This window comes from Paenibacillus psychroresistens (assembly GCF_009728935.1).
GTDB classification, from domain to species: domain Bacteria; phylum Bacillota; class Bacilli; order Paenibacillales; family NBRC-103111; genus Paenibacillus_AC; species Paenibacillus_AC psychroresistens.
The window spans coordinates 2,094,551-2,109,104 of record NZ_CP034235.1 but is presented as its reverse complement, the minus strand read 5'-3'; the positions used below and the strand labels follow the sequence as shown (position 1 = coordinate 2,109,104).

The 14,554-nt window shown below is 41.3% G+C and carries 14 protein-coding genes; 5 read left to right on the top strand and 9 right to left on the bottom strand.

Features of this window, described 5'->3' with window-relative positions; translation table 11 throughout:
• Nucleotides 1-80: 80 nt before the first annotated feature.
• The gene (locus EHS13_RS09545) at nt 81-1,049 is read right to left on the bottom strand and encodes a peptidyl-prolyl cis-trans isomerase (protein WP_155700115.1); all 969 of its coding nucleotides are present in this window, start codon (nt 1,047-1,049) and stop codon (nt 81-83) included.
• A gap of 87 nt (nt 1,050-1,136) precedes the next feature.
• Nucleotides 1,137-3,176: a right-handed parallel beta-helix repeat-containing protein gene (locus tag EHS13_RS09540; RefSeq protein WP_155700114.1), complete on the bottom strand. Its 2,040-nt coding sequence runs from the start codon at nt 3,174-3,176 to the stop codon at nt 1,137-1,139.
• A 256-nt stretch (nt 3,177-3,432) separates the two neighbouring features.
• Here EHS13_RS09540 and EHS13_RS09535 point away from each other — a divergent pair, with 256 nt between their 5' ends.
• Together EHS13_RS09535 and EHS13_RS09530 are read left to right on the top strand one after the other, a co-directional pair.
• Complete coding sequence (locus EHS13_RS09535; protein WP_227013865.1) at nt 3,433-3,714, top strand: hypothetical protein; 282 nt, start codon at nt 3,433-3,435, stop codon at nt 3,712-3,714.
• A 365-nt stretch (nt 3,715-4,079) separates the two neighbouring features.
• Nucleotides 4,080-4,760 (top strand): tyrosine-type recombinase/integrase, encoded by a 681-nt coding sequence (locus tag EHS13_RS09530; RefSeq protein WP_227013864.1) that lies wholly within the window; start codon nt 4,080-4,082, stop codon nt 4,758-4,760.
• A gap of 526 nt (nt 4,761-5,286) precedes the next feature.
• Here EHS13_RS09530 and EHS13_RS09525 read toward each other — a convergent pair.
• The 4 genes from EHS13_RS09525 to EHS13_RS09510 form a co-directional block, all read right to left on the bottom strand.
• Nucleotides 5,287-6,909 (bottom strand): right-handed parallel beta-helix repeat-containing protein, encoded by a 1,623-nt coding sequence (locus EHS13_RS09525; RefSeq protein WP_155700111.1) that lies wholly within the window; start codon nt 6,907-6,909, stop codon nt 5,287-5,289.
• 325 nt (nt 6,910-7,234) lie between these two features.
• Complete coding sequence (locus tag EHS13_RS09520; RefSeq protein ID WP_155700110.1) at nt 7,235-7,693, bottom strand: sensor histidine kinase; 459 nt, start codon at nt 7,691-7,693, stop codon at nt 7,235-7,237.
• Between the two features lie 33 nt (nt 7,694-7,726).
• A complete protein-coding gene (locus EHS13_RS09515) occupies nt 7,727-8,014 on the bottom strand; it encodes a cache domain-containing protein (RefSeq protein ID WP_155700109.1) in 288 nt (95 codons plus the stop codon).
• Nucleotides 8,015-8,456: 442 nt separating this feature from the next.
• Nucleotides 8,457-9,119, bottom strand: a complete 663-nt coding sequence (locus EHS13_RS09510; protein ID WP_162463030.1) for a TetR/AcrR family transcriptional regulator — start codon at nt 9,117-9,119, stop codon at nt 8,457-8,459.
• A gap of 192 nt (nt 9,120-9,311) precedes the next feature.
• On the opposite strand from EHS13_RS09510, the gene EHS13_RS09505 reads away from it, so the two are divergent.
• Both EHS13_RS09505 and EHS13_RS09500 read left to right on the top strand, forming a co-directional pair.
• Nucleotides 9,312-9,758 (top strand): nuclear transport factor 2 family protein, encoded by a 447-nt coding sequence (locus EHS13_RS09505; protein ID WP_155700107.1) that lies wholly within the window; start codon nt 9,312-9,314, stop codon nt 9,756-9,758.
• A 42-nt stretch (nt 9,759-9,800) separates the two neighbouring features.
• Nucleotides 9,801-10,769: an aldo/keto reductase gene (locus EHS13_RS09500; protein WP_155700106.1), complete on the top strand. Its 969-nt coding sequence runs from the start codon at nt 9,801-9,803 to the stop codon at nt 10,767-10,769.
• A gap of 328 nt (nt 10,770-11,097) precedes the next feature.
• Here the strand turns inward: EHS13_RS09500 and EHS13_RS09495 are convergent, their stop codons facing one another.
• The 3 genes from EHS13_RS09495 to EHS13_RS09485 all read right to left on the bottom strand — a co-directional run bounded on the left by EHS13_RS09495 (nt 11,098) and on the right by EHS13_RS09485 (nt 13,544).
• Entirely contained in the window at nt 11,098-12,078 is a 981-nt protein-coding gene (locus tag EHS13_RS09495; RefSeq protein WP_155700105.1) for an aldo/keto reductase, read from the bottom strand.
• A gap of 471 nt (nt 12,079-12,549) precedes the next feature.
• Nucleotides 12,550-12,858, bottom strand: a complete 309-nt coding sequence (locus EHS13_RS09490) for a hypothetical protein (RefSeq protein ID WP_227013863.1) — start codon at nt 12,856-12,858, stop codon at nt 12,550-12,552.
• A 29-nt stretch (nt 12,859-12,887) separates the two neighbouring features.
• Nucleotides 12,888-13,544 carry a TetR/AcrR family transcriptional regulator gene (locus tag EHS13_RS09485; RefSeq protein WP_155700103.1) on the bottom strand — a complete coding sequence of 219 codons (657 nt, stop codon included), beginning with the start codon at nt 13,542-13,544 and terminating at the stop codon, nt 12,888-12,890.
• Nucleotides 13,545-13,704: 160 nt separating this feature from the next.
• Here EHS13_RS09485 and EHS13_RS09480 point away from each other — a divergent pair, with 160 nt between their 5' ends.
• The gene (locus EHS13_RS09480) at nt 13,705-14,538 is read left to right on the top strand and encodes an SDR family oxidoreductase (protein WP_155700102.1); all 834 of its coding nucleotides are present in this window, start codon (nt 13,705-13,707) and stop codon (nt 14,536-14,538) included.
• The last annotated feature ends 16 nt before the right edge of the window (nt 14,539-14,554 follow it).

Below are 14,554 nucleotides of genomic sequence, written 5' to 3'. Positions count from 1 at the left end.
CTATCATAAAGGACAGTATAGATGGGGTAAATGAACAAAGTTATACTGTTAAATTGTAATATATGATAATGAGCATCCCTTTATTGCGCTTTTATTCTTTGCAGCAAAGACTCGTCCACATCTACTTTCGCTTTTGCAACCATGGCCTCAAGCGTTGCTTTATATTTCTCCTCGGATTGTTTTCTAATGATTTCGTCTTTAGCTGTTGCAAAAGGAAGATAGGTTTGCTTGATTTCGATAATTTTAATAATCGCGAAGCTCCCATTTTCCTCGATGATTTCGCTAATTTCGTCCTGATTTAATTGGTTGGCCGCTTTAAACAGATAGGGCCCATTCATTGAATCGAACTTGAGCGTTTTCGTATTGAAGAATTGTTCCTCAGCCTTTAGTGAGGATCTTGGCGTGTATTTGTACTTTTCGTATAAGTCATCAAAGCCGTCCGGAGATTTATTCTCTATATCCTGCATAACAGACAATAAGGCTGCTCTGTCATTTTCGCTTTTATCTGCATAGGATGCTGAGATTTTTCTCAGCTTGATTTCAGGAGTCCCCTTAAACAAAGAGTCTAAGTTGGCTTCATAGTAGGCTCTAGCTTCCTTGTCCAAAATGGTTAACTCTTTGCCGATTTTTTCCTTGGTCTGCGTTTCCATTTCACTCATTCGAATCTGATAGTATTCATTCACTGAAAACTGGTTTTTTCCAAAAACAATTTCGCCTTTTTTCTTTTTGTTTGCATTTTCAATGTTTTTTTGAGCAAGCTCCTCCAATAGGTGCTCATATCGGATATCCGCCATAGCTCCATGCTCTTTAGCGAGAATCTGCTTCAGCTTTAATTCAATGCTATATTGTAATAAATCATGTTCTTGATATAATGTCATGGTTTTATACTCACCTACTGTAACTGGCTCTCCATTAACTTCAAACAGTACTTTGTTGTCGATATTGCCAGTTGGTCTATTAAGCAGCAATACAAGGATTAGTAACGCTGTAATGAATATGGCTGCAGCCAATATGAGAATGACTCTTCGAATTTTGAGTTTGCTAAACATAAATAGAATCAACCTTTCCGTAGTTGACTGTGTGCATTTGTACAGCAAAAGAAGAAGGTTATCCCTCCTTCTCTTACCGTCTAATTACTAGTAGGTTATTAATGGATTCCAATAAGTAGAATCGGATGAAATGTTTGAATTCTTGTTTAAGAGAAATTTAATTTCGTCATTTGGAGCAACATCAATGTCGATAATCGGATCAACTCCAACAGCATCATTATAAGCTAATTGGTACCAGCCGGAGGAGGGATTTGGCCAAATTTGTATATTATTCTTTAGAATAATGGCCCTGACTCCATCACCTCCAGAGGTATCTGCTTTTTTCAATCTTCCCGAAACGGTTATTTTCCTGGTTACTGTGGACTTCCAGATTAATAGGGTATCGTAAGTGTCCGGGTGCAGATTCACAGATGGCCCTATTAAATTATAAGCATAGGTTCCTTCCCAGCGGCTTTGGCCAAAATCATAGACAAGATTATTGTAGGAGCTACCCGTGTACTCTTTATAATACCAATTGTTCTGCCCCTGGGTGGATGAAACCTCATTGGAAAACAAATGGGATTCCACAAACTCATGTGCGCCGATATCAGGAGAACCTTGATACAAAGTATTGCCGTAATAATCTTTACCTCCGTTATTTGCAATTGTCTTTCCTGCATTCTTAACAGCTGCTCCCGATGTAATTTTGTAGCCGCCAACGCCCGATCTATAGTCCCCCCCCTTACCCGGATTAACAAAAATAGCCGTAGATGTTATCACCTTGTGCGTATCGGTTGGATAGCTTGAGAAACCAATAAATGCATTATAATCATAGATGGCATCGCTTGGGAAAGTACCTGAACCGGTATTACTCATAAATATATTGTTATAGAATTGGGCTCCTGCCGTCGTATCTCCCGGATCATTCTTATCAATAATTTGCGCCTGTGACGCTTGATTATTATACAATGTATTATTATAAGCCAGCAGCTTTCCATTCATGGTTATTATCCTTGAATTAACATCGTTTTGAGCTACATTGTATCGGAAAACCACATTTGTGAGGTTAGAGCCAGGTCCCCAGTTGAGCAAAGTTCCGCCCTCATTGTCATGTGAATAGTTGTATTGATAGGTGCAATTACCCCATATGCCCCAATCACAATCCCATCCCTCGCCGTCGCCAAGGATAAATTGGGTGTACGCAGCTTCATTGTATTGAAAAACCAAATTTCTCGAGGAATAACCCCAAATACCGGCAAGATTTGAGCTTTTTACAGGATCCCCATTAAAACCTGCATATAGCGAGGTGTTGCTGTTGATTAATGGGGCATCGGAAAAACCTACAATAATACCATCCTGCCCCGTTTTTAAAATAACATTATTTGAAATAACTACATTAGTATTCCATTTAACGGGATTATCTTTATAAAGATTATTGCCTGGAGTTCCATCATCAATTTTATCTACACTCATAAGATGGATACCCATGACCCGCAAATCATGAATGTAATTGTTGTCCACTGTAATCCCATTAAATCGTGTATTCGCTGCAGTGTCTATGGCAAGGAACATAATTCCTGCATTGTGATAAAAGTTGGGGGTAGCTGTCCTATCATTCACGCCATCGACACTATTGACATCACAATTTGTGATGGTAATTCCATTGATCACTCCTCCATAGCTGTTGCCCATGACCAGAATGCCTGACTTCATCGTGTAAGTACTGGACGTATTCTTAACTTGCAGGTTCTTTATGGTCCAATATTGTTGATTATATAACTTTATCCCTGCATCGGCTCCAGACCCATTAATAATCGGAGAATTCCCACTCCCATACTTATCAATAGTAATTTTATTGCTGCTGGTACCTGAGCCTTTCGGATAGAGTTGTCCATTCCACGTTCCTCCCGATTTGAAGAGAATGGAATCGCCAGCCACAAATGTAACTGAATTGACTTTGGTCAATGTTTTCCAAGCACTTCCGGTACTTGTTCCACTATTCACATCATTACCAGCTGGATCCACATAATAAATCGTCCCTAATGCAAAAGCTTTGTTAGGCACCCAGTCCATCTTGCCTTGCGAAATTGAAAAAATCATTATAAAAACAATCAACAAGGTTGCCGACTTTTTAAGCACTCTAAACATTTTTAATCTCCTCCCAAGTTACAACAATTTTTTAAAGCTTAACGATAAACGAGTCAAACATGTAAGCGTTTACATTTTAATCATATAACAAATTAAAATGCGGGTAAATGAACAATGTTATACTTTTAAATTGTAATATTTGATAATTAAAAAAATACTAACAACCGAAGGATAGCTTGAGAAATTTTCCATCATTTCAGAATATGTTCATAAATATTGGCAATAATAATGTAATAGGGGATCAGAACCCTATTTGATGATAATCTGCCAATTGAAGCTTCTTGATTGGCAGATTTTCAGCAACCTATCCATCCAGAAACTCCATCATTTTGATCAAACCCTGGATGTATCCAATCGTAAGTCCTCAACTGCGATGCTGCCATTGTGTATCGCCTATTACAATGCTGAGCGCATGATCCAAAATATGCATCGCCTGATTTTTGCAACAAATACGATCAATGGGCGGATTCTTACGTACCAGCAATTTTTCAAGTTTTTGTTTCAGGAAGGAATTCTCGAGCAGAATATTGCCCCCTAGGCTTAAAACCGCTTCCTAAAGAAAAGACCATGCTGTAAACGTTTAGTGAATTACAGTTGTAGGCGATTCTCATGTTGCCGGATCGAACTACATTTAAAGATCAACGGTATTATGCCCTGCTATTGATCTTGCTTGACACAGGCATGCGTGTTAACGAGTTAGCTGAACTACACAACTGCAGTACAAAAATCACTCCCTTTCGAGGAACTGGTCACCTTGTTTACTATTGATCGCCAACTCAAAAACTGCACGTTGAGAACATTCAATTTTACCAAGAGAATCTGAATTATTTACAAAAGGTCTATGAAATAAAAGGAAATCTGTTGGATGCTACCTTAATTACACACAATCATCTCAAGTAAATTGTGATTGGGTATATGATGGAGAAGGAATTATCCAGCTACACGATTAATGGGAGGTTGAAATCCTATAAAGTCTTTTTTAAGTTTTTAGCTCAGGAGGGTTATAGGGAGAATGACATCTCTACAGCCATTCCACTCGTCAAATCTGAGCAGAATATGATCCCTTCTTTTTCGAAGCAACAAGCGCTCGAACTTTTAAATCAACCCAATCGCAAGACGTTTATTGGACTCCGGGACTATACCATGATGATGGTACTTTTAGAAACGGGTATTCGGATTCAAGAGTTGTTGTCTCTTCAGATCCATGATGTCGTTTTCAGCGAAAATGAACTTCGTGTATTTAAAGGGAAAGAACGCAAAGCGAGACAGGTCCCATTTCAAAAAACTTGTGCAAATGTATTAGAGATGTATCTCCGAGAACGGGGAGAATTACAAACCAATATGCTGTTTGTCACATTGGATAATCGCACCATACACCCCCGAACGGTACAAGAAAATATTCATGAGTATGGAAAAAAAGCAAAGATATCCGGTGTTCGTGTCTCACCTCATACCTTCCGCCACTCGATGGCCAAGTTTTATTTGTTGAACGGTGGAGATGCATTTACACTTCAACAAATCTTGGGTCACAGTTCTCTTGATATGGTAAAGCATTATGTAAATTTGTTCCGCAGTGATATTTAGGAGCAGCATCGTAAATATAGCCCGTTGGAGAATATTAGACTTTAATACCTGCTTCTATGTCTCACTTACTGGTCAATCAGGGACTACATTAAAGGAATCCCTTGATTGGTCTATAACAAAAAAATTGATAAGGATACCGTACAAGCTATGTATCTCCTAACTAAACTATCTCAATAGCCACCTCACCTGATATTGAAGTCGGGAGGCAGCAGTATGTTTTCTTTGTTGGAGTTTAGTTAGCTGAAATTCACCAAAATATACTTTTTTATAATTCCCTTATTTGAATACCTTTAATCTTTCAAGAATTTCTTTGTACTCCATATTTCCATCATTTTGTGTTGTTCGATTGATTCTTCGCCTGCTTCAGATTCATTCAACCACTTCTCATGTTTATTAATACATTGCATATTATCATAGTCTGCCATCACCAGGAGCCAACATAATTAATGCCCGCACCGTCATGAAGCTGAACTCCAGTCCCCAATCAGAAAGTGGTCTCGGAGGATTAAATGATTCTTACACCTGTCTATTTTTCTAACAAATACCTGTATTCGGATTCCAATCCCGCCTTGCTTACTATATCTGACATAAATTTCGAATCACCCGGCAGATTATCATAATGGTTGTCATGAAAGTGGTTCGTGTAAAATCGGTCACGCATAACATTATGATAAAAAATCGGAATAGCCACTCCGTGAGTTACATTAAACGCAACTTCAAATCCACCTGAACCTTCGTCTAGATAAATTCCACCTGGAAATCCTGGTGCCTGAAGATAGGTCTTATGCTTTTCTCCATCCTCCGGAAAACAGGAATGATGATTCATTACCGCGTCCCTGTAACGCACTTCACCTACATGTCCATTGTCATGAACGTAATTGCCGATTATGGCGGAATCCGGCTGAAGCGATAGCGTGTAAATACCCGCACCGTCATGTAACTTTTGCATCACCTGATGGATATGATTAAATGCAATTCGGTTGCGCCGAGCCACAGTGGGCTTTTCGTACCGATTGTAATTAGCCGGTGGCAGATTGGACCAGCGTTTATCCGAATCGGGGTCAAAGTACCCCCAGCCCCAGCCAACCGATATTCCCGAATAAGCCACACGACATATCTCATTGTGTTCAATAACCGTACCTTCGGTATACCCTGCCAGAACCGCTACACTTCCTTTGTACTCTGTACCAATATCGTAAAAATAATTATTTCGAACTACATTATCTTTTACGATTAACCGTAAATCCGTCGGATGGGCATCGTGTTCCGTGAACCCTCCTACTTGTACTCCACTGCCAGCTATATCGCTAAAAACATTGCCAATAACCTGAATATTACAGGAGCCATTTTCAATATCGATTCCTCCACTTCCCAGGTGACGGAAGCTGCATCCTGTAAATATCACGTCCTGAACGGCATTCAATAAGATTGCAGCAGATGGCTTAATAAATGATGAATGTAAGTTCTCATCGTTATTAGGATCTTTGATAAGACTTGCCTGCACTTCTGCATGTCCTTGTTCTCCGGGACGGAGCCAGGTTGTGTAATTAAAGTCAATATTATGGAAGCTAAGCCCTGACACCGGCTGTTCCGGTGTTCCTTTAATAACCAGCAGTTGCTCCACATAAGGTACTACAATATCCATATCATTAGGATTTTCTTCCATTAGAGACACATAATAAAGTGTCCTGGTGAGGCGGTTAAAATACCATTCACCTTGTTTATCAAGCAGCTCGAATACGTTTTCCACATAGCTTGGAGCACCAACCTGCACACCGCCTTTGATCTGGCAGTCCCGAAAGCATGGCATCTTCATCCGAACCGCAGTCCCGTCCGTCAGCTGCTCAATGCCTTCAACCGGACATATAACGTGGGTCCACCCCACATTATAAACAAACTCGATATCCTGAGGATTGCTCCAGCTTGCCATTAGATTATCTTTATTCAGATATCCTGCATAAACCTGTTTCTCTCCTTGAAAGGTAGTATACGTTTCCAAGTGTTTCCAGAATGGCATCTCATCATTTTGTGCAATCTCCCAGGCGGATGTTTCTTTTACAGATGTCCGTGAACGTGGTGCCAGACTGCCATTTACGTATAAATGACGGGTATTGACCAAATCAGGGACATCCGTTCTCCATAAAGTCAAGCCATCCCACGATTTAACTGTTTCCCAGTTGCCTACTTTTTTCCCACCGCTTATTACAGCATTTTCTCCAGGGTACGATTAGAAAAGGGCAAACCGAAAATAATTTGTCTGTCCTCTCTGCAGTAGAATGACTCAATAAAATATTTGGTATTACGGCATAGTTAATTACGGTTTAATAGGTAATTGCTATGACTTTTAATTCTTGCACTACAATCGGGGAGAGGACTGTTTATTGGTTTGGAGCTTTCCGTTTCCGGCTGAGCTTATTGCGAAAGCCTGAAGAATGTCGGATTGCATATGAAGTTCTCGTTTACTCTACAATTACTCAGCCAGAGGAAGACTGATCTTCGCCTGGGTTCCACCTCCAGAACCGGTCAAGCTCTGCCAATCCACAAATATTTTCTAAGGTGTTGTATAAAAAATGCGGGTTAATTTGAGCTTGCAGCATAGCAAATTCAAACTCTCGCTTCTCCTTTTCTTCCTGGTACACCCTCTCTACTAACGCTGATGTTTTTTGAACCATACGATTGAATTCCTTTGATAACAAACCCACCTCATCTTTATTGGCAACATCAACTCTCATTTCCAGATCACCTTCAGCAACACCTTTTACCATTTCTATCAGCAGTTTAATCGGTTTCGTAATTGTAATTGATACTACATTCGATAGAAAGATAGCAACAACTAATAAAATGATCCCAATCAGATAAATTTGAATGGTTAAATTTGTTTTATCGATTGTAAATTCCTTAACAGGAACTTTAGCTAACAGAATCCAACCCATTCTGGGATAAGATTTGCTGGCAATCAGCTGTTTTTATCCATCAATGGTCACTACACCTCTAAATGATTCTATATTGATAATTTTTTTAAAATAAGGTTCGCTATTTATGTTTTGATAGAGTTTTGACCGATCAGCATCAGAAATAACCCTTCCATCTGAACCAACAATAAAAAAACCGCCAGTATCCCCTATCTTAATATTCGCATACAAACCAGAGAGGTAAGTCTCATTAATCGTTGTTTCAAGTACACCAAGCAGATTGCTGGAAGCTACATCCAAAATTAACTCTATTAAACGCCAATACATTCTGTGCTTTTCCATTTTTTAAGTATTTACTTGGTTGCGTATTTTCCCAGATTGAATTGTGAGTCAATTAAAAAACTACTTTAATCTCATGTTAGCTTCTTTTCTAAAGTAGCACCAATAAAATTCAAAATCTTTTTCAGTATTTACGATAAAAATAAACTCACAAGCCTAATAAACTTGTGAGTTCTGATTTAATTTGTACATAAATGCATTTTTATCCAATAATAAAAAATATTGTAAACCAACAATCGATCTCACCTAATGGAAAGTCCTAGCTCTTTCAGTTCTAAACTATATTTGAAAATTCAAAACATTGTTGGGTAATTCAAAACTATTTGGATAAGCAACACTTACATCGTGGCTTAAAAGCTAAAGTGACTGAAGTTTCTCCTCCAAAAAGGTCCACAAAATAGTGATACTCGGGAATAAGTGGAATTAAATGTATCGACAAAGAGGCTCAGTGCAGGTCACGGGTCACCTTCGCAGCGATTTTCACAAAGACCGCATGCATAACCGTATCATCCACGAGCTCCTGGAATTCCGCTTTTATCAGCTGGTTTTTCACGAGACCATAGTAAGCCGCGATCACCTGCTCAAGGGTCAGCTGGTACTGCATTAGAAACTTAACCTCCAGCATAGCCCGTGTCAGTACATAATCCTGCAAGAACATGAGTTGCTCGCTATTGGCATGGAAGACCCCATTCTGAATGCCTTGCCTATAGAATGATGAAATATGAGCTTGGCGGTCGAGCATGGCGTCTTGAAGGCGCTGATGTTGATCTTCGTAAACAGCTTGTAGTTCCTTGAGAAATCCATCTGAAATATAAGCGCCGAGGATAACTGACTGCTCGAACAGCATTTGGAATCCCCTTCCAAAAGAGGCTAAATTGCCGTCCTGGGGGGCAATTTGCTCTCGGATATAGTCGACGAGAACACTCACTGCCGCATCTATGACATCGACTTTGGAGGAGAAATATTTATAAAGCGTCGCTTTACTGACGTCCATATGCTTCGCAATTTCTTCCATCTTCAACGATTGGAAACCGTTTCTTCGAATCATGGGGACGACTTTATTGACTAGCTTCATCTTCGTTTCATCTTGTTGAGGATTGACTTCCACTACGACCACCCTTTCCTACCTGTTCCCAGTATAGCAGATTTGAAGAATTAATGTACATAAAATACTAATTATACGCACTATACGGTTTTTACTTTTTTCGTTTTATTTATATATTCGACCATGCTATAGTTGATTCAACGAAGCGTAAGATGCGTTTCGGACCTATTCTACCTCGAATGGAGAGATCAATACATGTCTGGTCAAACATTGGAACAACGCATTCAGAAGTTAGAAGATATTGAAGCGATCCAAAAGCTGCAATATACCTACGGGCATTATGTAGATAAAGGCTGGAACGGCAAGGAAGTCTTCTTTGACAAGCTTCCATCCTTGTTCACGGCCGACGCCACATGGACCTCTGCGGCTATGGGAGTCGACGTCAAGGGCGCCCTTGAGATCGTAGAAATGCTGAAGGTGCAGACGGCAGGCGGAGAGCTCGGCATGCACAGCTTCACCAACGATATCGTCGATGTCGATCGCGACACAGCAACAGGCAAATACTTGCTGTGGGTCGGCATTAAAGGGAGCGGCCAGGCGAACCTGGTGTACCAAAGCGAAGACGTGCGCTATGTCCGCGAAGCAGACGGGTGGAAAATACAGAGTATTGTGCTGGACTTCGCTTCGATGCTGAATTCCTGATTAGCCTGATTTATCCCAATTAACAAAGGAGTGGATTTAACCATGATAACCAGAACACTAGGGAACAGCGACTTGAAGGTGTCCTCCATCGGCCTCGGCATGATGGGTATGTCGCCTGGCATATACGGTCAAACGAACGACGAGGACTCCATCCGCACGATCCATCGGGCGTTGGAGCTAGGCGTAACGTTGCTGGACACGGCAAGCCTGTACGGGTTCGGTCACAACGAGCAACTGCTTGGCAAAGCGCTTAAGAACCGTCGCGAACAAGCGGTCGTCGCAACGAAGTTTGGCTTTCAGAAGGATTATTCCATCAACGGCCGACCCGACTTCGTCCGGAAATCGATCGATGAGAGTTTGCAGCATCTGGATCTCGATCACGTCGATCTCTATTACCAGCATCGCGTCGATCCGAACGTTCCGATCGAGGAAACAGTCGGCGCCATGGCTGATCTCGTGAAGGCCGGTAAAGTGCGTTATCTAGGATTGTCGGAAGCCGGAGCGGCTACGATTCGACGAGCTCACGCCGTCCATCCCATCTCCGCCCTCCAGACGGAATACTCCCTATGGAGCCGCGAAATTGAAAATGACATCCTGCCTGTCGTCACAGAGCTCGGCCTGACGCATGTTGCCTACAGCCCCTTGAGTCGGGGTATTATCTCCGGAGAAATCGCATCCTTCGAGGATCTGACCGAGGACGACATCCGCCGTCATATGCCCCGTTATCAAGGTGAGAACTTCCAGAAAAATCTCGACGTCCTCGAGGAGATAAAGAAAATTGCACGGGAAAAAGCATGCACGCCCTCCCAGCTAGCGCTGGCCTGGACGATCGCGAACGGCGCGCTCCCGATTCCAGGCACGAAACGGATTTCATACCTGGAGGAGAACACGGCTTCAGTCAACGTGGTGCTGACGGCTAACGATCTTGCCCGAATCGAGTCGGTCAGTCCGAAGGACATCGCTCACGGCGAGCGCATGCTCGAGATGCATATGAAGGACGTCAACCTATAGGACTTCTTTTAAAGAAACGCGCTACGAGAGCTGATGTTAAGAGAGCAACAAGCACCACAAAATGACGCAGGCGATTCTTGATGAAATGAGCGCTACAATATAAATTAATAAAAGCTAGATATAAAGAGCCAAGACGAATATACTGCGTCTTGGCTCTTTATATCTAGCAAGAAGAGGAGTCAGTGTCAATGAATCAACCAGCAAGTAATTATGTCCAAGCAGATTATAAACCTAATAAGAAAGCAAAACTGCACAGCAAATCGTGGCAACTACATACTAAAACGGATTCAATACCAGTCCACAAAAAAGACAGTCTAAACCAGCATACTCATTGATTCAATACTCTCATCTGGGCCTCAGGATAACGTGTTCCCGATGCGATCCCTTTCGGGGCAATCTCGTTAATACGCAATAAGTCTGAATCTGTAAGCACAACATTGAATACAGAGATGTTTTCCTCAAGATATGCTCTTTGCTTCGTCCCTGGAATCGGTACAATATCATCTCCTTGTGCGAGCAACCAAGCCAAAGCCAGCTGGGCTGGCTTGCAGTTTTTGTCCTTGGCCATAACTTCGATTTTATTCACAAGATCCAAATTTTTCCGAAAGTTCTCCCCTTGAAAACGCGGCGAATTGCGGCGATAATCGTCTTTCGCGAGATCCTCAAACTGCTTGATCTGTCCTGTTAGGAAACCTCTTCCAAGAGGACTATAAGGAACAAACCCAATCCCTAGCTCTCGGCATAATGGCAAAATTTCATCCTCAACCTCTCTACTCCAAAGCGAGTACTCGGTCTGCAGCGCCGAAATGGGGTGAACATTATGGGCGCGACGGATCGTTGCAGGAGCAGCCTCAGATAAGCCTAAATATCGGATTTTCCCTTCTCGTAATAACTCAGCCATCGCTCCAATCGTTTCTTCAATTGGTGTGTTTGGATCTACACGATGCTGGTAATACAAATCTATATAATCGACATTCAGCCGACGAAGACTAGCATCGCATGCTTGCTTTACATATTCGGGACTGCCGTTCACACCTGCATAAGATCCATCCTCAGCTCTCACGTTGCCAAACTTCGTTGCCAGAATGACTTTATCTCGCCTTCCTTTTATAGCACGGCCGATAAGCTCTTCATTTTGGCCTAGTCCGTAGGAATTCGCCGTATCTAGAAATGTAATGCCAAGCTCCAATGCACGGTCGATCGTCCTCAAGGATTCTTGCTCATCCCTGCCACTGTAAAATTCAGACATACCCATACATCCTAAACCCAAAGCGGATACTTCAAGTTCTCCTAATTTTTTTGTTTGCATTAAATGATTCCTCCTATTTCTAGACTTTAACAACATTTTACGTTTGAAGCACAAAGCTAATCAAATCCCTTTTTACTTCAAACCTCCATAATGTACAATTGCTTACTTAAGGGGATCATTATTAAGGAAAACAAGATGAGATTTTATCAAAATTCCTTTACCCATTGGAGCTGCATATCATGAAAATTGTTTGGAGTCATGGGGAAGCTACTCTACAAAAGGTTCTAGATCAGGTTTTGGTGCAAAGTTCTGATTCATGATAACCTAACTGTTATGAAGCCATAGAATGGAGCAACTTACATTGGTAGCCAGATTGAATATAATAGTTCAAGTTATCGAGATATAGTAGGAATGATGAAAATTGAAGCAACTCATTGGTATAAAGTGTTCTTAAACAAAGCCGATGATCGGGTGTATCTTCATAGAGACTTGTATGCTGCATGAAGGATAGCTTCGAAATATGAAGGAACCTTAGAATGAAGCAAACCTACGAACATAAGAGGCAATATACTGCGGATATAGATGCAGTAACCGGCAATGTAAGATATAGATTAAAAGAGTTATTCTTGCTTCCCAATAAATCTTCCTTCGTTCTTCGGGTGGGGTCAGTGCTTTTTCAGCTTCATCCAATCGACCAACTGCGTGAATGAAAAAGTATTTAATCGCTTGATAAATAGTAATCAATCGAATAATGACTTTACGAATCAACAAAACGATAATAGCCAGGCGCATTTTACTTTTTTCCGTATCGCTTCCTACATTGAAAGTGCCCATAAGCATTGATAGCAAATGGGCATGTGCGCCATGTGTTATAAGTTCCTTGAATTTTTTGCCACAAAGTGCCGTATAAGCACTTCAATCGACGAATTGTCCATGGTCTCCAGGTACTTCTGACAGATTAATTTCCTCTTTTGCATTTCGTAGTAATCAAGCAGAGCTTTTTCCAAATGCAAACTGTGCTGAACCAAGAATGACGGATCCAGTATGCGCCGTAAAATCAGTTCGTCGTCCAATATAAGAATTGCTGAGTTCACGGGGTAAAAAACACCTTGCTTCGCTCCCAAACGATATAGTTTATCAAGCCGTTCGAAGCGGAAATGCTGTGCATCCGCAATCTCTTCATACAACCGCGGATTATTTGTTTTGAAGTCATTGACGAAATGCTCTGAAAAATAGTAGTTGATCATTAAAGATTGTTCAAATGATTGTTGATACCCTTTCAGAAAAGAATCGCTTCCCTCCATTGAAAGTACTGTCTCATTACGCAAATAATTTTTAAAATTCGAGATGATCATGGTTAATATTTCATCTTTTGATGAAAAATATTTATACATTGTCACTTTGCTTAGTTCCATATATTTCGCCATGTCTTCAGCTCTCATGGAATTCAGGCTGTCTTTGCGGGAACGAATAATGAGACGTCTTATCATTTCTTCGCGCATCTCATCGCGTTGATTTTCGTGCATATTTCTCCCCCTTACCGGTCTGATGCATATTATAACACAATTATACATTCAAAATACCAATAAAACTAAATTAACTAAATGTATTGATTTAGTTAATTTAGTTTGATATTATAGTTTAAGTCGGACGACAACACTATTCTTTACAATGGAGGAATTATCAATGAAAACTTGGTTTATAACCGGAACCTCAAGCGGCTTTGGCCGAAGCCTTACTGAGCTATTACTCGAGCGAGGCGATCGGGTTGCAGCCACTGCCCGTAAAACGAATACGTTAGACGATTTGAAAGCCGTCTATGGAGATCAATTGTGGGTCGCAGTACTAGACGTAACTGATACTCAGTCGATTCGCGAAGTTGTCGATCAGGCATTTAAAGAACTCAGTCACATCGATGTTGTTGTTAATAATGCGGGATATGGTTTGTTTGGCGCGTCAGAGGAAGTTAGCGATGAACAAATCACACATCAAATAAACACCAATATCATTGGTTCGATTCAGGTTACTCGGGCTACTCTTCCTTATCTCCGTGCTCAGGGCGGCGGCCGTATTCTACAGCTTTCCAGCATGGGTGGACAAATCGCTTTTCCAGCACTTAGTATTTATCATGCGACTAAATGGGCTATAGAGGGCTTCATTGAATCCGTCGTGCAGGAGGTAGCTTCTTTCAATATACAAGTTACATTGGTTGAACCAGGCGGCGCTCGTACGAACTTTGCAGGAGGCAGTATGATTGCGGGAGAAGCAATGGCTGTTTATGAGAATACACCCGTTGGCTATATGCGGAACACTATGAAAGTAATTGATAATGAGGCTATAAAAGGGGATCCGGTGAAGATGGCTCATGCCATGATTGCTGCCGCAGATGCAGAAAAGGCGCCTTTGAGATTAACGCTGGGAAGCGACGCGTATGAGTTCGTTCACAAAAGCTTGACTTCACGTCTGGCCGTGCTTGAAGCTCAAAAGGACCTTGCCTATTCTACCGATGTTGACGCTTAGAAAATGAACTACCTTT